The organism is Gracilibacillus massiliensis (assembly GCF_001458115.1).
Taxonomy (GTDB): Bacteria; Bacillota; Bacilli; order Bacillales; family Amphibacillaceae; genus Gracilibacillus; species Gracilibacillus massiliensis.
In genome coordinates, this window is the sequence record NZ_CZRP01000009.1 from 242,655 (window position 1) to 263,301 (window position 20,647).

At 33.0% G+C, this 20,647-nt stretch carries 20 protein-coding genes and 2 pseudogenes; 2 read left to right on the forward strand and 20 right to left on the reverse strand.

Features of this window, described 5'->3' with window-relative positions:
* The first annotated feature begins 382 nt into the window (after positions 1-382).
* Positions 383-2,089: a DUF2207 domain-containing protein gene (locus BN3107_RS02055; RefSeq protein ID WP_058305982.1), complete on the forward strand. Its 1,707-nt coding sequence runs from the start codon at positions 383-385 to the stop codon at positions 2,087-2,089.
* 88 nt (positions 2,090-2,177) lie between these two features.
* Here BN3107_RS02055 and BN3107_RS02060 read toward each other — a convergent pair whose 3' ends face one another.
* The 5 genes from BN3107_RS02060 to BN3107_RS19705 form a co-directional block, all read right to left on the reverse strand.
* Complete coding sequence (locus tag BN3107_RS02060; RefSeq protein ID WP_058305983.1) at positions 2,178-3,017, reverse strand: methyl-accepting chemotaxis protein; 840 nt, start codon at positions 3,015-3,017, stop codon at positions 2,178-2,180.
* A gap of 140 nt (positions 3,018-3,157) precedes the next feature.
* Positions 3,158-3,523 carry a hypothetical protein gene (locus tag BN3107_RS02065; protein ID WP_058305984.1) on the reverse strand — a complete coding sequence of 122 codons (366 nt, stop codon included), beginning with the start codon at positions 3,521-3,523 and terminating at the stop codon, positions 3,158-3,160.
* A gap of 54 nt (positions 3,524-3,577) precedes the next feature.
* A complete protein-coding gene (locus BN3107_RS02070; RefSeq protein ID WP_231735234.1) occupies positions 3,578-4,120 on the reverse strand; it encodes a DUF5412 family protein in 543 nt (180 codons plus the stop codon).
* 96 nt (positions 4,121-4,216) lie between these two features.
* Positions 4,217-4,795: a Fic/DOC family protein gene (locus tag BN3107_RS02075; RefSeq protein WP_058305986.1), complete on the reverse strand. Its 579-nt coding sequence runs from the start codon at positions 4,793-4,795 to the stop codon at positions 4,217-4,219.
* Positions 4,788-4,955 (reverse strand): hypothetical protein, encoded by a 168-nt coding sequence (locus tag BN3107_RS19705; protein WP_156416103.1) that lies wholly within the window; start codon positions 4,953-4,955, stop codon positions 4,788-4,790. The genes BN3107_RS02075 and BN3107_RS19705 overlap by 8 nt, the downstream gene beginning before the upstream one ends.
* 229 nt (positions 4,956-5,184) lie before the next feature.
* Between BN3107_RS19705 and BN3107_RS02080 the strand changes: the two genes are divergently transcribed.
* Entirely contained in the window at positions 5,185-6,156 is a 972-nt protein-coding gene (locus tag BN3107_RS02080) for a tetratricopeptide repeat protein (protein ID WP_058305987.1), read from the forward strand.
* Between the two features lie 268 nt (positions 6,157-6,424).
* Here BN3107_RS02080 and BN3107_RS02085 read toward each other — a convergent pair whose 3' ends face one another.
* From BN3107_RS02085 to BN3107_RS02145, 15 genes and pseudogenes are all read right to left on the reverse strand, one after another.
* On the reverse strand, positions 6,425-6,775 hold the full coding sequence (locus BN3107_RS02085; RefSeq protein ID WP_058305988.1) for an ATP-binding protein: 351 nt from the start codon (positions 6,773-6,775) through the stop codon (positions 6,425-6,427).
* Between the two features lie 208 nt (positions 6,776-6,983).
* Positions 6,984-7,106, reverse strand: a complete 123-nt coding sequence (locus BN3107_RS19930) for a LacI family DNA-binding transcriptional regulator (protein WP_231735235.1) — start codon at positions 7,104-7,106, stop codon at positions 6,984-6,986.
* 477 nt (positions 7,107-7,583) lie between these two features.
* Positions 7,584-7,823 (reverse strand): annotated as a pseudogene (locus BN3107_RS19565) (transposase domain-containing protein); the annotation flags it as partial.
* A gap of 120 nt (positions 7,824-7,943) precedes the next feature.
* Positions 7,944-8,951, reverse strand: coding sequence for a tyrosine-type recombinase/integrase (locus tag BN3107_RS02090; protein WP_058305989.1), 1,008 nt, complete (start codon positions 8,949-8,951; stop codon positions 7,944-7,946).
* The gene (locus BN3107_RS02095; protein ID WP_058305990.1) at positions 8,951-9,901 is read right to left on the reverse strand and encodes a tyrosine-type recombinase/integrase; all 951 of its coding nucleotides are present in this window, start codon (positions 9,899-9,901) and stop codon (positions 8,951-8,953) included. Before BN3107_RS02095 ends, BN3107_RS02090 begins: the two co-directional genes overlap by 1 nt.
* Positions 9,898-11,097 carry a tyrosine-type recombinase/integrase gene (locus BN3107_RS02100; protein WP_058305991.1) on the reverse strand — a complete coding sequence of 400 codons (1,200 nt, stop codon included), beginning with the start codon at positions 11,095-11,097 and terminating at the stop codon, positions 9,898-9,900. The genes BN3107_RS02095 and BN3107_RS02100 overlap by 4 nt, the downstream gene beginning before the upstream one ends.
* Positions 11,098-11,236: 139 nt before the next feature.
* A pseudogene (tnpC, locus tag BN3107_RS02105) lies at positions 11,237-12,583 on the reverse strand (IS66 family transposase); the annotation flags it as partial.
* 64 nt (positions 12,584-12,647) lie between these two features.
* A complete protein-coding gene (gene tnpB, locus BN3107_RS02110; RefSeq protein WP_058305993.1) occupies positions 12,648-13,004 on the reverse strand; it encodes an IS66 family insertion sequence element accessory protein TnpB in 357 nt (118 codons plus the stop codon).
* 2 nt (positions 13,005-13,006) lie between these two features.
* A complete protein-coding gene (tnpA, locus tag BN3107_RS02115) occupies positions 13,007-13,318 on the reverse strand; it encodes an IS66 family insertion sequence element accessory protein TnpA (protein ID WP_058305994.1) in 312 nt (103 codons plus the stop codon).
* A 267-nt stretch (positions 13,319-13,585) separates the two neighbouring features.
* A complete protein-coding gene (locus BN3107_RS02120) occupies positions 13,586-14,449 on the reverse strand; it encodes an ROK family protein (protein ID WP_058305995.1) in 864 nt (287 codons plus the stop codon).
* Positions 14,450-14,493: 44 nt separating this feature from the next.
* Positions 14,494-16,035, reverse strand: coding sequence for a response regulator (locus tag BN3107_RS02125; RefSeq protein WP_058305996.1), 1,542 nt, complete (start codon positions 16,033-16,035; stop codon positions 14,494-14,496).
* 18 nt (positions 16,036-16,053) lie between these two features.
* Positions 16,054-17,766 (reverse strand): sensor histidine kinase, encoded by a 1,713-nt coding sequence (locus tag BN3107_RS02130; RefSeq protein ID WP_231735238.1) that lies wholly within the window; start codon positions 17,764-17,766, stop codon positions 16,054-16,056.
* An 80-nt stretch (positions 17,767-17,846) separates the two neighbouring features.
* Positions 17,847-18,239: a VOC family protein gene (locus BN3107_RS02135; RefSeq protein ID WP_058305998.1), complete on the reverse strand. Its 393-nt coding sequence runs from the start codon at positions 18,237-18,239 to the stop codon at positions 17,847-17,849.
* 79 nt (positions 18,240-18,318) lie between these two features.
* A complete protein-coding gene (locus BN3107_RS02140; RefSeq protein ID WP_058305999.1) occupies positions 18,319-19,719 on the reverse strand; it encodes a glycoside hydrolase family 32 protein in 1,401 nt (466 codons plus the stop codon).
* Between the two features lie 39 nt (positions 19,720-19,758).
* Positions 19,759-20,646 carry a carbohydrate ABC transporter permease gene (locus tag BN3107_RS02145; protein ID WP_197412033.1) on the reverse strand — a complete coding sequence of 296 codons (888 nt, stop codon included), beginning with the start codon at positions 20,644-20,646 and terminating at the stop codon, positions 19,759-19,761.
* Between the last annotated feature and the right edge of the window lies 1 nt (position 20,647).

Genomic DNA, 20,647 nt, shown 5'->3' on the forward strand with positions numbered 1-20,647 from the left:
TTGGAAAAATTTTACGTAGTACAAAAGGATCAATGAGACAATATGCTTATCTTGTAATCTCATTAAAACGATTACTCTCTTATTACGTTATTTCATAAACATACTTCTTATAACCTGACCTCATTTAGGTTTATTGATTAGCTTAGCAAAAATTTAATTATGACTTTTATTCAGGTCTAGCACATAAAATATTTACCTATTCAAGGTTATATAATGTTTGTTAGTCATATTTTTAAACTATTCATTAATACCTTTTGTAACCCAAAAATAATATTTACTTTGTTTATCCGCTCATTCTTTATGAATTGAAGTGCTTTCTATTATCTGATGAAACCTTATTCACTTAAGAATCGTATATAGATATAGAGAGGAGCTTATACATATGAAAAAAATAGCGATACTGCTTATTATTGCTTTTTCTATTTTCCTACTACCACTACCTGTCTTTGCCGTTGATTTTTCCATTGAGAATACCGAAATCAATGCTCACTTACAAGAAAATGGTGATGTGCAAGTAACAGAACAACACATTTACCAATTTGATGATGATTTTAATGGCATTACGCGTACACTTATTCCTAAAGAACAGACGCAAATAGTAGACTTCCAAGCTTCTGAAAACGGCAATACTTTAGATGTTGAACAAGAAGAGAATTTTTACAACGTTTATCGAAGTGGTTCATATGAAGAAGTTGAAGTCGAACTTTCTTATACGATTACAAATGGTGTCGAAGTGTTCTCTGATTTTGCACAATTCTATTGGCCATTCTTCGATACAAGCAATGAATCTAACTATGAAAATATGAATATTTATGTCCACCCGCCTCAACCAACTGAAGAAGAGGTGCTGGCCTTAGGTTATGATGAAGCATTTGATACATCCACTATAGATTCAGATGGTGTTGTACATTTTGCAATGGGAAAAGTTGATAGTGGGACAAATGGAGATATCCGGGTTGCTTATGATACTTCTTTATTTCCTACGACTAGTCTTTTAGAAAACAAAACAATAGGCGAGGAAATTGCTGCTGACAAATCGAGGTTTGAAGCAGAAGCAGCCGCTTTTGAAAGCAGACAAGACATTTTAAACCGTATTTCCCCTTATATTGTCGGTGTATTTATCATATATTTAGTCGTACTGTTGTTTAGGGCACTAAGCATCAAGAGCAAGAAATTATGGGAAGTAGAACGTAGCTCTTCACAATCTCTATACTTACCGAAGCAAGAAATGAGTTTACCCGCTACTATACTTTACATGCGAAATATGTCAGCAAATACTGAATTTTTATCCGCTGCTCTATTAGATCTTGTTAGAAAAGGGTACGTCCAGCGAGAGGATGATAATAAATTTACGGTTGTAGATGAAAATACAGACCATCAGCATGAAAGTATACTTATAAATTGGCTATTTTACAAAATCGGAGACAATGGAAATTTCTCTTTAAAAGCACTTGAAGCCTATACAAAAATCGAAGACAACCATTCAACGTACAATGGTGACTTTCACAAGTGGATACAAGCTGTAAAAAGCGAAACAAATGACCACGATCTTGTTGATAAACAACAAGGGATACGATGGACTTCAGCTGTTGCAAGTTTTCTCCTTATTCCATTTATTATCATGCTTGGCGTTCATTCTCTTTTCATTTGGATGGTTTTATCGATCTTTATAAGTTTAACTTTATTGCTTTTCGCGGTTCTCTATCAACCAAAAACTGTCCAAGGACTTAGGATTAAGAAGCAATGGGCAAATTTCAGTTCCAACTACGATAACATCAGCGAACAAGAGTGGAATCAATGGATGAGTGATGAACAAATGCAAGCATTTATTTATGCTCTCGGTACCGGCAACAAGTCGATGCAGAAAAAAAGCGAACACCTTAGCAACGGATTGTCATCGACTGCTCATACTGATTCCAGTTTGCAAACAAATGACATTGTCATGTTCATACTGATAGCAAGTACCATTAACAATCAATTTGATAAAGCAAATTCAACCGTTGTAGCTTCTACCAGCAGTAGTGATGGTGGTGTTCCCGGCGGTGGAGCAGGAGTTGGTGGTGGCGGTGGTGGTTCAGGTGCTTTTTAGAAAGAATCTAACACGGGCCATTAGAAAAGCGTAAAGAAGCACATTCAAGTGTGCTTCTTTTCAAGTTACGTAATCTTGTAAATCATTATTATAATTCCTTTGCATACTGTTTTAATTGATTACTCATCTCTTCAATTTCATCTATAGACGAGGAAACTTCTTTGGTAGAAGCAGCCTGAGTACGACTAACCGAAACGATTTTATTCACTAACTCCTGTATTTGATTAATCGAAGCCTTCATTTCAGTTAACGTGTGGCTAATTTTATCCGTAGAAGCTACCGTTTCAGTCGATAATTTGCGAATTTCTTTTGCCACTACATCAAAACCTCTGCCTTTATCACCCGCTCGCGCTGCTTCAATCGAAGCATTTAATCCTAAAATATTGGTCTGATTAGCAATTTTTTTTATAAAAAGAATGACCTCATCCGTATTATCCATACCTTCTGTTGCTTGATTCGATTGAATTAGAAGCGTATCAGTGATTTCGGCTAAATCATCCGCCCCTGTTGTAATCGTTTTGATCCGATCATTTGCTTGTGAAAGGGACTGAAATATTTGATCAGAAATGCGTTTAAGTTCTTTTTCATTTTGTTCTTGAATTTGAATAGCTATGGCACCGATTACATCATTTCCATCTAAAATAGGTTTAGCTAGACCAGTAAACGAAAACCCAAAAAATTCTGCTGGTACTTCTTCTTTGATAAACTTATTGTTTTTAATACAATCTGCCAGTGGTTCTTCTGGATCAATTTTAGAACCTGCTTCTACGCCTAGGTTAATCTTTGTACCTGGATAATAACTTAACCATTCTGTTGTATTCGATATACCAATTCCTACATCTGGTATCATCGCGTGAATAATCGGGATAACTTGATTAAACATTTCTAATTTACTATGTTCTATTTTTGTTGATAGGTTAATCGTCATATATTACAACCCCTTCTTAGTTGTTCTAGCGGAAAATTATAATTCGAAATAACTACTTTTTAATTATACAAAAGTTATACAAAATAAACAAATTATACGATTAGTAACAAAAACGATGATAGGAGAATACGATTTTACATCTATTTATTTTTGACTCGGATATAATGTGTAGAATACACTTTTTCCATATGAGGATTGCGACTTTTAGAAAATTGCAAAGTCTTCTTTGGTCCTTTCCCCCATGATTTATATGTGGTAATTGATGGTTTGAGGTTTTGCTCTTTTGCAAACCTTTCTAATGTCTTTAACACATGGTTCAATTTCCCTAAATTTCCTGCAGCCACACGTTCTAAATATGTAATCTTTTTCATTCTCCAGTCTTTTACTTGCTTATCTGTAAGTCGTTCCATTTTGACCAAAAGATCAACCGGGCTGATATAGCCTTTCTCATGTAATAGCACCGGAGCATGGCGATAGACACTTTGTTCGATTTTTTTCTTGCTCATAGAACACCCTTCTTTACAATAAACTTTGCTTGTTGCATTGATCTTGAATATTGATCATTGATAACCGTATGTCTCGCCCTTATCCAACTTTAAGGTGTGGTTATTTATAGATACTATACGATCATTTTCCCATTCCACTTTGGCTTCATCTGCATTATGTTCAAGATAAATTCTTTTTTTAAACCAAAGCGGACCGTTTAATTCTCCCCTTATACCAAATGAACCAGCTGCACCTGCGTTAAAACGATAAAAATCAATCGTGTAATTGTCATCGGTAGAACTTACTGTCTTTATGTATTCATTCGCTCCCATTGATGAAAAGAGGAGTGTAAATGAAACTATCAAGAATAATCCTATCGTTGTAAATGATGATAATATTATAGTGATCCAACTTCTTGTTTTTGTCCACCCATTTCTTTTATCTTTGAAGCCGAGAAAGCCTAAAATGAGAGCTATCAAACTAAGGAATAATAATATGTAATTTGGTGGGGCTAAAATCCAAGTGTTATTCAAATTCGAATACAATGAATAACCTGCTAATCCCACACAACTAATTATTAAACAAAAAGCCCAAATGTTATATTTTTTGTTCATCATTCTCCACCTTTTTAATCTTAATTTTCCTGATCTAAATCCAATTGTTGCCTTTCTATGTAATAAAAAAACCCTCACGTTTTAGAGAGAGTATATAGATTAATTATTAAATGCTATTGTATTTACAAACAATTGATTGAGTGGTTTCGTAGTTATTGCAGATTGAATCATCGCATGCATGTAAGCTTCTCTGTCAATATTTTCGTAATGCCAAGTGATACCCCTTGATAAAGCAAAAGCGTGTATAAAAATACGAATTGTTCGCCCATTGCCTTCTCGAAATGGATGTAGTAAATTAAGCTCTGTTTTATAATATGCAAGGCGATCCGCTGCTTCTTCAACTGATTTCCACGCTGGCTCATCATTTAACTCTGCAAATAAGCTAGTCGCATAACTGGCAACAAACTCAGCCTGGCAAAATCTCGTATTTCCTTTCGTTAACTGCACATTGCGATATTCACCCGCAAATTTATAAACATCCTGAAACAAATGGAAATGAAGTTTTTTAAAGGACTGTTCCGAAAAAGTCTCCAAAAATTGCTTTTCACTAACAAGCTCTGCTGCGCGTGCTGCAAATGCGATTGCTTCCAAGTCTCTGAGTTCTTCTAAAGAAGAGACACCAAAAAGATTATTCTCCAATAAGTATCGATCATTATCTATTGATCTGTATTTATCCATTTTGATATATTTCCTTTAAAGCACCAACTGTAATCTGTTGACCAGAATTAATAAATTCCAACAACCTCTGCTGCCTCTTAGATGAAATATCTAATTCCTCGATATGCAAGTTATGCATAATGCGCTTAAATTCGACCGAATCAACCGTTAGCTTACGCATGACAAGCTCCCTTCCGAAAAGATCTCACTCCCTTATTATACCACAAAAAACGCATAATAACAGTGATCAGAGGGAATGAACTCACTATGTCATGTCTGTTTCAAGGAGGTTGCAATTTTGTACCTGCTTTGTGCATACTATAATTTTCACAAGTAAAATATCCAATGCATTATCTCCTTAGATATGGTAATATAAGAGAGATTTTCAAACTGAAAACGGAAGTGATAAAATGAATAAAAAAGTTTGGGCCTTATTTGTGTTTTCATTTATTATTCTTTCAGGCTGTAGCTTTTTCGATGCAGATCCTGATTTTTCAAGAGAAAAATATGATAAATGGTATGAAAAGGAACAGTATGAATTGGCTTTAGAAGATGTGGATCAACAATTGGAAAAATACCCTGACGATCCAAAACTGTATAATGAAAAAGGCCATGTGCTAAATTTGATGGGGCAATATGAAGAAGCAATACACCCCCTAGACAAAGCAATTGAACTAGAGAACCAAATGGATAGTGCATTCAATAACAAGGCTTTGTCATTAAATGAACTAGGCGAATACGAACAAGCGATTGTCGCTGCACAAAAAGCGATTGATATTAGCGATAAAGAACCAGAGCAATTTATCAACATGGGAAATGCTCATTTCTCGCTTGAAAGGTACGAAAAAGCCCTAGATTATTATAATAAAGCTTTAGAGATTGATGCCAGTACACCTTTTGCTCTATATGGAAAAGGAGTTTCACTTTACTTCTTATCCGAAGATGAAAAGGCAATCCCTTATTTAGAACAATACATAAAAGCAGAACCCGCAGATATTGACGCGCTATGGTACCTTGTCTATCTCCATGATTCATTAGGGGAATTTAATGATACGATTCCATATTTGGACAAAATTATGGAGCTTAACTCAGAACAATCATTAAATGCTTTAGATTATAAAGGTTTAATGCTTACATATGCCGGTAATTTCAAAGAAGCTGAAGAAATCTATAACACTATTATTGAGCAATTTCCAAATGAAGCTATTGGATACTACGGAAAAGGTGTAGCACTTGTTCAACAAGGAGAGACCGATCAAGGTTTGGAGGAATTAGCTAGATCGATAGAATTAGAAGATACACTAAGAGAGACAGCATATAATGATCCTTTGTTATCCACTATTTATAATAATGAGACGTTTATGGAGTTGACAGCGTATTAATAATAATTACAGGAGATTATTCCTTATTGCGCTAAAGCCCCATTGACGCAATAAGGAGTTTTTTTCTTCTTAAGATCATAATTTGAATAAAAATACATGTTTAATAAAAGAGAATTTCACATTTCAACCGTCCATAACGTCCTATGAAGTACTAGCAATTACATTCGCTTTATTTGAATCAGCTTATCTCAGGTTTAAGTTAAAACTTTAATTCAACACGTTCACTAATCGTTTTGCTTGTATCTATTCTTATCAAAAGCAAAAGGAATCATTGATTAAAATCACTAAACTCATATTGTGGCAACGTAATCTTAAATGTTGTTCCGCTTGCACTGCTTTCTTTCACCTTTATTTCTCCTCGGTGTTCAAAAATGATCTTTCTTACAAACGGAAGACCTACTCCCATTCCCTCTTCCTTAGACGAAATAAGCGGATCGAAAATAAGTTCAAAATTCTCTTGTTGTATTCCTTCACCTGTATCAGATATTTCAATGATGATATGGTCCCATTTTATGTCTGTTACAATTTCAATTTTATTAGATGTATTTTGCGATTCAAAAGATTCTATACTGTTTTTAATTAAATTAACAAATACTTGTTTTATGTAGGCCTCGTTCACATAAGCTTTTAAAGGCTTATACTTTTTTGAAATGCAAGATTTATATTATATTTCCTTAATCTCTCAGATGTTATTTCAATCGAATCGTCAATAATAGTATTTAAATCAGACATTTTAAATGCTATCGATTTTTTATTAATGTATTCTCTATAATTTTCAGTCAAATCCTCTAATTGTTTTGATGCCTTTTGGATTCTCATTACTTTTTCTATACTTTTTTCTGATAAATCATCTGTTCCTTGTAGCATTTGAGAATAGGATTATTTAAGTAATGTGATACCGTAGCAATCGAAACACCAGCCTCATTTGCAACGTCTTTAATCGTAGCCAATATATTCTCCTCCTTTTTACGTAAATTTTTGAAAGGATTTTACTATTTTTTGAGTTATAAGTCAATTTTTCGTATTGATGCGCGAATTTTTTAACTAAAAACACCCAATAATATCAAAGTTGGATTTGTGTCCCCAACATTAATCTTTTTACCTCCCCAAATTCCTCTCAATTTTGTCACGCTTGTTTCTCACCCTTTTTCCCAAACAAAAAAAGAATCGAGAAACTGTACAAGTTGTACGTTCTCGATTCTGATAAGCACCACCATAAAGTTCATACATAAATGGTTTACCGCTGCCCCTTATTTGTAAAACTTACTTACATTTTTGTAAGAGAGAGTTACAGGGGACAATCCCCTGTAGCTTTAAAATAAAGTTTGATAAAATGTTTGCTTTTAAGTGCTTTCTAATCTAAAACAAAAAGAGGTAAGCGTAAGATAGTCCACACCTAGAAATTAGATGTGGACTTATTGTATGCTTTATTTAGTTTCATTAGGAACGTAGCACTCTTGCGGCAAAGTCTTGGACCAAGGTAGGAGAGTAGCTACTTTATCTTTATTTGTTGTATCCATATTGGGAAGAACTTCAAAAAGATAGCGCAAATAATGAAATGGATTTAATCCATTTTCTTTCGCTGTCTCCACAACGCTGTATGTAATGGCACTAGCTTTTGCACCTTTTATGGTATTGCTGAAAAGCCAGGCCTTGCGGTTATGTACTTAAACACATAACCGCAATTATGTGCTGAACCTAGTTATGTGCTGAGTTTATTACCGGGGGTAAAAAGTGCTTTTAAAGCAACGACTTTCTTTATTATAACTCAACACATAACATGTTCATTATAATGATTTCAAAAACTGAAGGATATCATCAGTAGCATGATATCTATTGTCAGCTGCATTCGAATCTGGTTCATGTAGTTTGTTTAGCGCACGTTCTTTTAATTTTATATCAGCTACCATATATTTGTGTGTAGTTTCAATACTCTCGTGTCCAAGCCATATAGCAATTGTTGAAATATCAATACCTGATTGCAACAGGCTCATTGCAGTCGAATGCCGGAATACATGTGGAGTTACTGATTTATTTTTTAAAGATAGACAATTGGTAGCTGCTCTCTTAACAATGCAATCTATTCTGTAACGTACCCCAGATCGTGTTAAATGCTTTACATTTCTGCCAGATAACAAATAGTCATTGTCTTTAATTCCATTCTCATGCATAAAATCAGAAATACATTTTGTTGTCGTTTGCCATAAAGGAACGACTCGTTGCTTTCTTCCTTTTCCCATAATTCGTAAATGGCATTTTCCATTATCGGAAAAATGAGCATCTTTCCCTTGTATCGATATCATTTCCGAAACCCGCATCCCTGAATTATAAAGGAGAAGCAACATAAGATAATCACGTCTTCCTTCAGGATTCTTTGTTTCGCAAGTATTAAGTAATATATCCATTTCCTCTTTAGTGAGATAGCAGATTTCTTTCTTTTCTACCTTTCGAAAGGGTATCGCCTTAATTTTTCTTACAGTCCCTGAATATTCCGGGCATTCGTAGGATACATACTCCATAAATGATTTTATTGCTGCTAGCCTATTATTTACTGTCCTAAATGTGTTTCTTCGATTATTCTCAAGGTAATGCAAGAATCTAATAATAGCATCTGCATCTATTGCTTCCATGCTTATTGAAATTGCTTTAACGCCATGTTCTTCGTTCATATACTTTAAAAGAATACGAAATGTATCCTTATACGCTTGGATAGTAGAAGGAGATACTTTCTTCTGACCCATCATCCATTTTAGGAAAAAGTTTTGAAGTAGCTCTTGGAAATCATTATTTTTCATCACTGACACCCTCCCTCATAGAAGAATTCTTCAAAATTCCTAGAAGTAAGTTGTAATAACTCGGGTGTTCCCGTAAGATACCAATAGGTATCTGCTACTTTTACATGGCCGAGATAGGTGGAGAGGTATATTATCTTCCTATCTATGTTTATACCATTATTAAGCCAGCGCAGCAGTGTGTTACATGCAAAAGTATGACGAAAATCATATAATCTTGGGGGACGTCTATCCCATTCATTTTTATCTATCAGGATCTGATCTCTGATTACTTGTAATGCACTTTCAAAATTACGTAATACCAGTTTGCGACTGCCTGTTGTAATAAGGAAATGTAGATCTGAAAAATCTCTTCTTAGATTATCTCTATCATTTACATATGACCTTAGTTTTGAAATGGCTGTCTCATGAATAGGGATAATACGGCTTTTTGAAAACTTGGTCTCCCTTATGGTAATTAAGCCATCATTAAAATCAACATCGTCGTCCATTAATTGACATACTTCATTTGGACGCATCCCTGTAGACCATAAAAGGCCAATTGCAGTTGAGATGGTCTTACATCTAAGACCATCAGGTGCATATAAATTCAACGATGCTTGCATTAAAATGCATATTTCTTGTTCAGTAAAGATGTAAGGGGTTGTCCGACCATGACATTTTCCAAACATCCCGTTTGGAGGTATTTGTGCCATAGGATCGAAAACACTAATATACTTTGCAAACGTTCGGATTGTCTCCATTCTTCTTGCCATATACCATTGCGAATAATTTGGTTTAAGAGTAGCCCATTGGAACGCAATATCTTTGGTTAACGAGCCCTCATATCCTATTGAGACAGTATATGACGCAAAACGTCTTAATTCTTGGGATTCTATTTTAATCTGATATCCAAGGGCTTTTTTATAGGAAATGTACTTTTCAATTTGCCTTGAAATGAGGTTATTATTCATGTTCTCACCTCTGGCCAGATTCCAGCCACATCCTGTAACTCCGTAAAGTTTATCTTCGTATAAATACTGGTAGTTTCAATAGATTCGTGGCCTAGAATATCTGCAATCATCTTTAAGTCCACACCATTATTGATCATTTCTTTTGCAGCTGTATGTCTTAGCATATGAGTACCTGTGAAATTTTCTATTCCGGCTCGAATAGCAGCCCTTCTTACAGTATTTCGAACTTGGGAGGTTCCCATTGGTTGCCCTAGTTCTTTTTTAAATCTCACAAATAAAATTCTTTCTTGGGTATCTGGACGTGAATGTAATAAGTATTTTTCAATAGTTTTACCTGTAACGACGTGGAGTGGAAGACTCCTTTCGGAGTTTGTTTTTGTTTGTCTAATGGTTACAGTTCCCTCCAACCACTCAAAGTCATTCAATGAAAGTCTTGCCACTTCCGAACAGCGAAGACCTAAATCTTTTAAACAGCGTGCAATTGCGTAGTCGCGAATTCCAGTTGGATTTGATTGATCATATGCTGCTAAAAGAGCATTTGTTTCTAAATCAGTAAGATATTTTGAGATACCTGCCTGTTTCCAAACAGGAGAAGTCATTGGTAATTTCAGTATTTTATCAAATTTTACACCATCATTGAATTCAAGGAATCTTACATAACTTCTAATTCTGACTATAATAGTTTTCCTCGTTACATTTGAAACATGACGAAGCGTGTTAGTCAGGTATACTCTAACATGGTCAACAGTTATCTTTTCAGGAGAAAAATCTTTTTTTGGAAAACAACAATATAAAAATATTTTTACTGCATTGCATTGAGAAACAATCGTACTATCGCTTAGTTTAGCTACTTCGGTTAAATACTTTCGAAACCTTTCTATCTCAGCTTCAATAGACATATCCACATCAAAATCAGATAGGTTTAACCGTCTAAAAATCTTGTTACCACTAAGAAAATAATAATATGCATGGAGAGCAGCTTGAATTGTACTTTTCTGGGACGATAACGGGGTGTTCTTTAAATATTTCGATATAACTTGCTTTAATTCCTCATAATCTGTCCATTGAACAGAATACGTATCTTTGTATTTTAAAAATTCCTTTGCCTTTCTTATGTACTGCCCAATAACGAGATTGGAATAGCCATTCTTAACAAGATGTTTTTCAAAATTAACGATTTGGATTTCATTGCACATAAGCATTGACTCCTTTTATTTTTATTATTGCCAAAAGAAGTAATACTTATATTGTTATGTGCTGAAATTAGAAGAATTGTTTCACACTGTAACAGTTTTGTACTTATGTTAAACACATAACTAGGTTCAGCACATAATTGCGGCCTATCACGAATGGTTTGATAGATCTCTCTGCACGATTATTATCTATCTCCAAACGCCCGTCTATCAGAAAAGCTTCTAAACGTTCCCATTGATTACGACAATATTTGATTGCTTTTCCTAATGCACTTTTTGGCAACACACGTGGTGTTTGTTCACGAAGCCATGCTGAAAAAGCATCCAGTACTGGCTGACTGCGTTCTAAACGTTTTTCATAACGTTCTTCTGGACTTGTGTCCTTTAATTCACGTTCTATATCAAAAAGTTTATTACAGAAGGCTAATCCTTCTTGTGCTTTCGTATTGGTGGTAGTCGCTGTTTCTGGTAATGCTGTCAAAGCTTCCCGGAAATTTCGACGAGCATGCGACCAGCATCCAACCAATGAGACATTGGGTAATCCATTATAACCTGGATACCCATCAACATGTAGTAATCCTTGAAACCCATCCAGAAAACGTCGTGGATGTTTGGCGGCTCTGGTTTGTTGATAATCATATAAAATAATAGGATTATCGGTATGACCAGATCGGTATAACCACATGTACGAATTGGATTTTGCTGGTCTCCCTGGTTCAGATAAAACCTGTAAGGTTGTTTCATCCGCATGTGCAACATCGAGTTGCAATAGTTGGTTGTGCATTTCATCATAAATCTGTTCCAGCCAGGTATGAGCCCCATGTAAAATCCAATTACTTAGTGTCTGTCGTGGAATAAAAACGCCGAATCGTTCAAGATTTTTCTCTTGTCGATAGAGTGGCAATCCTTCCACATACTTTTGCGACATTATATAGGCCATCGCCGATGGCGAGGCTAAACTTCCTGGGAATACCGATTGTGGCATAGGTGCTGAGACGATTGGCGTCTCTATCTCATGCTTTTCACAATGGCGGCAACTATAGATGTGATTAACGTGCTCCACTACTTTTACTTGCGCTGGAATTACTTTTAATTCTTTTCTTACTTGTTGACTCATCTCATGTAAATTTCCACCGCAACATGAACAAACCTGTTCCTTTTCGGATAAACGATATTCCACCGTTTCCGTAGGCAGGTTTTCCAGTTTTGCTTCACTTTGACCTTTTTGCTTTTTGCGTTTATATGTAATCGTTTCGACAGTTGGTTCATCCACTGTTTTATTGGATGTATCTTCTGCTTCATTGAAAAGAGATAGTTGATCTGGATTAGTTTTCTCACTAGAAGCACCAAACCTGCGTTGTTGGCTTAATCGGAACTGTTCCTCATACCATTTCACTTTAGCCTCCAACTCTTCCTTTTCCATTTCAAGCTTTTCGGCACGCTCTTTAAAATATTCAATTGATTCTGGGTTAGTGGATGAATTTTTCATACCCTAAGTATACGAAAAAGAATCCGAATTGACTAGTCGGATCCTCATCATTTTTATCATTATTTTATAAAATAGTACGTGCTTTTACTTCTCGATGTGCATGTTGTTGATGAATGGGCAAACCATCCAAGAGCCAACGAAGTTGGCGATGACTAATAGACACAGCCTCGGTTTTATCACCTGAAGGCCAGTGGAATTTTCCACGTTCTAGTCGTCGGTAATGCAACCAAAAACCATTATGTTCCCATTCTAATACTTTTAATTTATCGCGTTTGCGGTTACAGAACACAAATAGACAAGGGGAAAAGGGATCGAGTTCAAAACTCTCTTGAACAATGACAGCTAATCCATCTATTGATTTTCGCAGATCGGTATTTCCTTGCGCTAAGTATACCCGGTCATAACTTCTGTTATGTAGCATGATTAGGAGATAACACGAAGGATTTCAGCTACTTGAACGGGATCCGCACCAACAGGAACTTCCACTGCATAATCATGTACATGAATAAAAATGGGACTACTATTTATGACAGGTGAACCTTCTGTAACCTGCACGGGCAGCCAATTGGCTGTCTCTTTGGCGTCCGCATTTCCCTTTTGAAGCCTTTGCTTCCAGTAGTACATTTGATGAACATTGACATCATGTTCTCTACACCATTGGGCTACGCTTCGTCCACTCTCTTTCCATTCCTTCATGCGAGCTTCCCATTCTATTCTTTTGTCCGATAATGTCATGGCTTAACCTCCTACAAGTTTTAATGTAATGACATTATCTCACGCATTGAATGAGTAAAGAAGGTGTGTATTATATGACGCTTACTTTTAAGTGCTTTCTAATCTAAAACAAAAAGAGTCTATTATAATAATGATTGATAAAAATAGACTCTTTCTAATAAAACCTATAATAATTTTTATAAAAAAGTTTGATAATTAATGGTCGTATTGTGTGCTAAAAAGAAAAGTTAGTTGTTAAATAACAATATTATTTAGTTCAATGCGATGCTACTTGTTAATTTCATCTTTAGCCAAAAGCAAACACCCCATTAGACCTTGATCTCCATTTAAACCAGGTTCTATAATAAATTCATCTAAATCTAAAGTATTAACATAATCTTTCATTAAGTTTTTATATTCTTTGCGAATTTTAGGGAATAAGTGTTTTTGGTCCATTACTCCTCCACCGAGAATTATTACCTCCGGCCTTAATATAAATGTATAATTTACTAATGCTTGTGCTAGATAATAAGATTCAATATTCCAATATGGATCGTCTTCCTTTAACGAGTTAGCTTTATTTTGAATTCTTTTCTCAATTGCAGGACCTGAAGCTAATCCCTCAAGACAATTTGAATGAAATGGACAATTTCCATCAAAATTGTCTTCTGGATGCTTTCGAATTAGAATATGACCCATTTCAGGATGACCAAAACCTTCTAAAATCCCATCATTTATAATAGCACCACCACCTATTCCAGTTCCTACGGTTAAGTATAAACATGAATTTGCTCGATGAGCGCCACCCAATTTATATTCACCATACGCTGATGCATTTACATCTGTTGTCCAAGCAATAGGTATGTCAAATTGATTTTGAACGAAACCAACGAAATCAAAATCACTCCATCCTTTTTTTGGAGTAGTAGTGATATAACCGTATTTTTTTGATTCTTTATTAACATCTATAGGTCCAAATGATCCGATACCAATTGATTGAAGAGAATAATTATTAAAAAAACGAAACACTTCTTTCATTGTGTCTTTTGGTTCAGTTGTTGGAATATTTATTTTTTCAACTATGTTTAAATTGGAATCACTTACTGCACATACAAATTTAGTGCCTCCAGCTTCAATTGCGCCATAATACATTCTAATCACTCCCGCTATACTTTTATATGTTGTCTGGTATTATTTCAAAAGTGTTCTAGCTTTATAGCATGCTCTGCTCTATATTCATTTGGAGTTGTACAAACATGTTTTTTAAACACCTGGTGAAAATACCTTGGATTCTCATATCCTAATTGTTTTGCAATTGTTTCAATTTTCAAATTAGTAGTACGTAGTAATTCTTTAGCCTTGCTTATTCGTAGTTGTAATAAATAATCAGATATAGTAACTCCAACTTCCTTAGAAAATGTGCTACTTAAATAAGACGCATTCAAATGGAAATCAACAGCAATATCTGATAATTGTAAAGGTTTATGGTAATTATGGTCTATATATTTTTTGATGTCATATATCAGTTTTTCTTTCGTAGAAATCCTTTTATTATTAAGGTATTTTTCAGTTTCCTCAATCATATTCTGTAAATATTTATGATAATCATCAATGCATACTAAGTTTTCTATGATCATATCCTTTCCTGTAATAACTTGATCAATAGAAATTCCGTATTCATAGTGTAAGTAATTCTCATATTGAACAACAAAATCATAGCATGTTTTTTTGAAACTATTGGGACTTATTTTTTGTTTTTTTATTGAATCTAATAACTTATCTATAAATTTATAAATAGATTCATTATTTAAATTATTCTGATTAAATAGCGATTTAATCTCTGAAAAATGACTATATGAGAATTTCTCTTCAATTTCTAGTACTTCATCAAAAAACACAATATTTTCATTTAAAAATTTAGCCAATTCAAAGGCTTTTAGTGCTTCTTTATAAGATTGAGAGATCTCATACTTTTTGTTGTAAATTCTTCCTACACCGATTCTCAACTGTAATGATAAATTTTCTTTAACAACAGATTCTATTTTCGCAGTGATCTCATGTATGTCCAGATCATTATTTTTATCACCAATAAGAATAAATACTTTTTCATCAATCGCATAATAAAGACAAAATGTAAAGTCGTCTAACTTATCATTTTTAAGCTCATTTATAACCTTTTGTTGAAGAGCTAATTTGAACTCCGCTTTATAACTACCTATACAGATGATTTTGAATGCATTCAATTCATCTTTAATCTCTACTGGATTAACATTAACACCTAACATCAAATCTAAATAATACTTATCTACTAATTCGTACTCATATTTATTAATTTTTTGACCAATAAGTAATTCTTGTTTCTTTTCCTTATGTTTAGCAATTGCCTTATTAATTACGGACAAAATATCATTAATGTTTACTGGTTTTATTAAGTAATCAATTACATTTAATTTAATTGCCTTTTTTGCATATTCAAATTCTGCATGACCACTGATCACCACAAAAATTGTATCATGTAAGTTGTCTTTAGCTTTCTTAATAATTTGAAGGCCATCTAAACCCGGCATTCGAATGTCAGTTAATACAATATCTGGTTTTTCTTTCAAAATAACTTCTAAACCTTTTTTGCCATCTGTTGCTGTCCCGATTATATTAATATCATACTTTTCCCACTCTACAACAGACATTAACCCCTCAATTACAATTTCCTCGTCATCAATAATAACCATGTTATACATTAGATCACCTCCTGGGGTTTAAACACGAATTATTATACGAGCTGTTGTACCTTGATCTTTTTTACTTTCTATAAATAAACCACACTCCTGACCATAATATAATTTTATACGTTCATTTATATTTTTAAGAGCATAACCTTTATTACTGATCAACATTTCTTGATAGTCAAAACCTACACCATTGTCAATTACATCAATATAAATTAAATCTTCTTTTGTATAACCTTCTATTGTTAAATTTTTGTTTCCTTCTTTCATAGGCAGGCCATGATTTATTGCATTTTCTACAAGGGGTTGAACTAGCAATTTTAATATTTTTTTCTCTAAAATTTTGGAATCAATATCAAAAAGTAAATTTAGCTTATTGGCATGTCTAACATTCATAATTTCAAAATATCTTTGTACTCTCAGTAGTTCATCTTGTATTGTAGTAATATAGTGGCCATTGTTCAACATCATTTTGTAATAATCGGACATATTTAATGCCATATCAGCTATTGGTTTAATCTTATATTTTTCAGCCATCCAATAAATAGAATTCAATGTGTTATACAGAAAATGAGGATTGATGTGACTTTGTAATATAAACAATTCAGATTCTTTTGCTTTTAACTTTGATTCATATAACTGAACTAACAAATCATTATTTCTGTTATATAAATAAATTAATCGATTTCCAATTTTACCTATTTCATCTTTAACATCAAAATTTACTCTTTGAATTTTTTGTTTTCTTTCTTCTAATTTATTAGTAATTTTCGCTAACAAATTTAACTGTTTTGTAATCTTTTTAGTTATTAAATATGCAAATATTAACACAATCAAAAATGACAAAATCATTAAGAAAAGTGTAATATCCCGCACATTCGTTGCTTCATTTATTACCTCTTGATATGGAATTACACTAATTATTTTGAAGCCAGAACTAACGTTTAGTTTATTATTAGTAACAAAAGTTTCTTTGTTTATATTATAATTTTTAACTCCATTACTAGTTAAATTAGTCACCATGTTAAATATTTGATTATCTGCTAGTAACTTAGGATTTTTATTATAGATTATATTTGAATCATTACTTGTAACAATAATACTTCCTGTCGTTTCTAAATCATCAAACATAGCTTCAAAAACATTTTCATCAAAACTTATAAGTAATATACCAATTTGATTAAATTTATTAATGTCATTTATTACTTTTCCATACGTAATAGAATTGGATTCTCTTAATAAGTTGATTTCATCTGATTCAAATAATATTCCTTTTCCCTTATTGTCAATAATTTGTTCAATAATTTCCGTGTTTTTAATTTGATTATAAATATTATTTGAATATCTGCTTGTTCCATGATTTTTGAATGTGTACTCGACACTTTCATTACCAATATAAATGCTATTAATATATGGCTTATTGTTTGCAACATTAACTATTAAATCACTTGTGTCTCTTCGAATACTGTATAAATCATTATTTTGTTGTGTGAGAAATTCTTGAATATCGGTTGAACCCAATAATATTTTACCTATACTTTCAATATCGGTTAGAAAATTATCAATATTCCAATCTACAATATTCAAGAAGTTAGTAGTTGTAGTTAACGCTTTCTTTTCTTCCATATTACTAAAGTAAATAAAACTAAAAATACTTATAATGACTAAAGGTATAAGTGAAGAAAAAATACCTAACAGGAATATTTTCCTTTTAATTGAGGGTGGATTTGTTAGTAGTTTCATTTTATCCAATTTGCAAACAGCTCCTCAAATCATTTACCCCATGAGAATTTTTATAATTATTAGTTTCTACAAACTTAGGATTATAAATATTGGCAAAATTCAATTCTTTCATAATTTGGACCTTCGATAATAAAAAACTTAATGCCTTTACTCCAAAAAGGAAGAAATTCTATATCGTTACTTAATATTTTATAGTCATCGCTATAAATAATTTCCCACAATTCAAGAATATTTGAAACATCTAAAGCTATATGATCAATATTACCGACTTTATTAATAGGATCTTTCATTTCATATAATTCTATAATTAAACTATTTAATTTCATAAATGTAACATTCGGATGATTTTGAGTACTTTCAACGCAATATTCTATAGAAAAACCTAAACTTTCATAAAATTTTATAGAAGTATTCATTTTTGTTGTCGGAATTCCAATATGCTGTAATCCTTTTACAAAATTGTCTAAATTCATTTCTTAATCTCCCTTAATTTATAATACATATAAGAGTAAGGTACTATATATGAACCTTACTCTTACTTTTAATTTCTAGTTATTTTATATCTTGTGAAATTATTGTTTCTTTATCTATGTTTAATTCACCTTCAACAACATACATAGATAAAGAAGTCCCTGCTTTATCATACATTCTTGTATTCAAAGCAACACCATCTATATATACTGTTGCAATAGTATCATCAACAATAATTTGTAGTTTATATTCTTTATTGCATTTTAAATTTAATGGTCTATCTAATCCTTTATCGAAATATCTATTCCATGGCTGATTAGGTGTTCTATCAAAAGTTAAGCGATTTTCACCTATATTAAAATTAAAAGCATATGCATCACCAGTTTTTTCATCTTCAAATAACCGTATCCCGAATTCTCTAGTATTCTCAGTAAATTTAATGGTAGTTTCAAACTTAAATAAATCAGATACTTCTTTGTCTAGATATACTTCATCACAACCATCTAATGAGGATAACGTAATAGGTTTGTTGATTAATGCATGAGGATTTTTAAAAGCATTATAAACACCATCTGGTATTTTGACTCCTAATGAACCATCCTCTCGTTGATAAACCTCATGAACTACTAATGTTCCGCCCCATTGCCAATTATTCAAGTCATTTTCTTCTTCCTTCGTTGCAACCCAACCAAAAAGATATCTTTTTTCTCCATCTGAAAAAGACCTTGCTGCGTAATACGCTCTACCATCAAATGCATCATCTATTGGAGCTGTCCATGGTCCGTCTATGCTTTTGCTCATTCGATATACTGTTTTACTTTTATGACTATACTCTGTAATTAATTGGTACCAGTAATCACCGATTTTGAACATATCAGGCATTTCATGCATTGAGTAAAGGTTTGGAGCCCATAAATCTCCTTGGAACGCCCAGTTTTCAAGATCTTTAGATGTAAAATATACCGTACAACCAGTTCTAACTTTGTCTCCATCTAATTTCCGTGCACCCAAAATCATAATGTATTCATCAGTATCTTCATTCCAAAATACAAATGGATCTCTCCAATCATCTGGATCGTATCCTTCTTGAGGTATAACTAATGAATCATCAGTTTTTTCCCAATTAATCAAATCTTTACTAGTTGCTTTCATTAATACTTGAGAAGCTTTTCCTAATTTAGGATAATCTCTATTAAACCCTGTATACATAGCGTAAAAAGTACCATTCGCTTCAAAAACACTTCCAGCAAATATAAATTGATCTTGATCATCATTACCGCCTTTTTTCAGGGCTTCACCTTTGTCTTCATAGTTAACAAAGTCATCAGTCACTGCTAGGTCCCATCCGAATGGTTCGCAAACTGGTAATGGACCTGGATTACGTCCATCTCTTTGATGAAATAAATAGAATTTCCCATCATGATAAAAAGGCATACAATCCCCAAACCAATATCCTTCTGGTTGATAATATAATTTGTGCATTTTCAAATTCCTCCCATAATTTTTATTTAAATTTGTGTATTAAGATTTAACAGCTCCAGCTGTCATTCCCTTCATAATATGTTTGCTCAAAAAGAAGTATAGGATGTATGTTGGTAAAATAGTTAAGGTGATAGCAGCATAGGTTTGACCCCAATCTGTTAACCCATAGTTTCCAACGAAATCTCTTAATCCTAATGTCACTGGATACATATTAGAATCACTTATAAAAGTAAAAGCAAAAATAAACTCATTCCATGTGAAAACACCAAATAATGTAGCAACAGTCACTATCACACTCTTTGACATAGGTATTATAATACTGAAGAATATTCTATAAATTGAACATCCATCTATAGTAGCAGCTTCAATTATTTCGTTTGGAATGTTTTTAAAAAAAGAAACAAATAAATATAATGCTATAGGTAAACCAAATCCAATTTGTGGTAAAATTAAACTTGTATATGAATTTAATAACCCTAGCTCACTGTAAATTTGAAAAAGTGGTATTAAAGCAATTTGTAATGGCACCATAATACCGATTAGGAAAAACATTAACATTTTTTGATTATGCTTGAATTTTAATTTTTCTATAGCAAATGCCGCCATAGAAGCTAATGCCAAAATACCTATTAGTACACCTACTAGCACAATGAAACTATTTAAAAAGTATTGTAAAATGTTACTATTTAAAAATACATTCTTGTAGTTTTCTATATTTATTGAATTTGGAAATGCTAAAGGACTAGATGTCTGAAATTCTTCTAAAGTTTTAAAGCTAGATGATACAACCCAAATTACGGGATACACTGTGATAGCAGTTACTAATAGAATACTAATGATTAATATAAGCTTTCTGTACGCGAAAGAAATGTTTAATTTATTCCACTTATTTAGAGTACTGTTATTATTGAAAAAAGATTTTATCACT

Bases quoted from the DNA above. Each gene is read 5' to 3' on its own strand.
- BN3107_RS02055 (WP_058305982.1), top strand. From the start codon at position 383: ATGAAAAAAATAGCGATACTGCTTATTATTGCTTTTTCTATTTTCCTA.
- BN3107_RS02060 (WP_058305983.1), bottom strand. From the start codon at position 3,017: ATGACGATTAACCTATCAACAAAAATAGAACATAGTAAATTAGAAATG.
- BN3107_RS02065 (WP_058305984.1), bottom strand. From the start codon at position 3,523: ATGAGCAAGAAAAAAATCGAACAAAGTGTCTATCGCCATGCTCCGGTG.
- BN3107_RS02070 (WP_231735234.1), bottom strand. From the start codon at position 4,120: ATGATGAACAAAAAATATAACATTTGGGCTTTTTGTTTAATAATTAGT.
- BN3107_RS02075 (WP_058305986.1), bottom strand. From the start codon at position 4,795: ATGGATAAATACAGATCAATAGATAATGATCGATACTTATTGGAGAAT.
- BN3107_RS19705 (WP_156416103.1), bottom strand. From the start codon at position 4,955: ATGCGTAAGCTAACGGTTGATTCGGTCGAATTTAAGCGCATTATGCAT.
- BN3107_RS02080 (WP_058305987.1), top strand. From the start codon at position 5,185: ATGAATAAAAAAGTTTGGGCCTTATTTGTGTTTTCATTTATTATTCTT.
- BN3107_RS02090 (WP_058305989.1), bottom strand. From the start codon at position 8,951: ATGAAAAATAATGATTTCCAAGAGCTACTTCAAAACTTTTTCCTAAAA.
- BN3107_RS02095 (WP_058305990.1), bottom strand. From the start codon at position 9,901: ATGAATAATAACCTCATTTCAAGGCAAATTGAAAAGTACATTTCCTAT.
- BN3107_RS02100 (WP_058305991.1), bottom strand. From the start codon at position 11,097: ATGTGCAATGAAATCCAAATCGTTAATTTTGAAAAACATCTTGTTAAG.
- tnpB (WP_058305993.1), bottom strand. From the start codon at position 13,004: ATGCTACATAACAGAAGTTATGACCGGGTATACTTAGCGCAAGGAAAT.
- tnpA (WP_058305994.1), bottom strand. From the start codon at position 13,318: ATGACATTATCGGACAAAAGAATAGAATGGGAAGCTCGCATGAAGGAA.
- BN3107_RS02120 (WP_058305995.1), bottom strand. From the start codon at position 14,449: ATGTATTATGGCGCAATTGAAGCTGGAGGCACTAAATTTGTATGTGCA.
- BN3107_RS02125 (WP_058305996.1), bottom strand. From the start codon at position 16,035: ATGTATAACATGGTTATTATTGATGACGAGGAAATTGTAATTGAGGGG.
- BN3107_RS02130 (WP_231735238.1), bottom strand. From the start codon at position 17,766: ATGAAACTACTAACAAATCCACCCTCAATTAAAAGGAAAATATTCCTG.
- BN3107_RS02135 (WP_058305998.1), bottom strand. From the start codon at position 18,239: ATGAATTTAGACAATTTTGTAAAAGGATTACAGCATATTGGAATTCCG.
- BN3107_RS02140 (WP_058305999.1), bottom strand. From the start codon at position 19,719: ATGCACAAATTATATTATCAACCAGAAGGATATTGGTTTGGGGATTGT.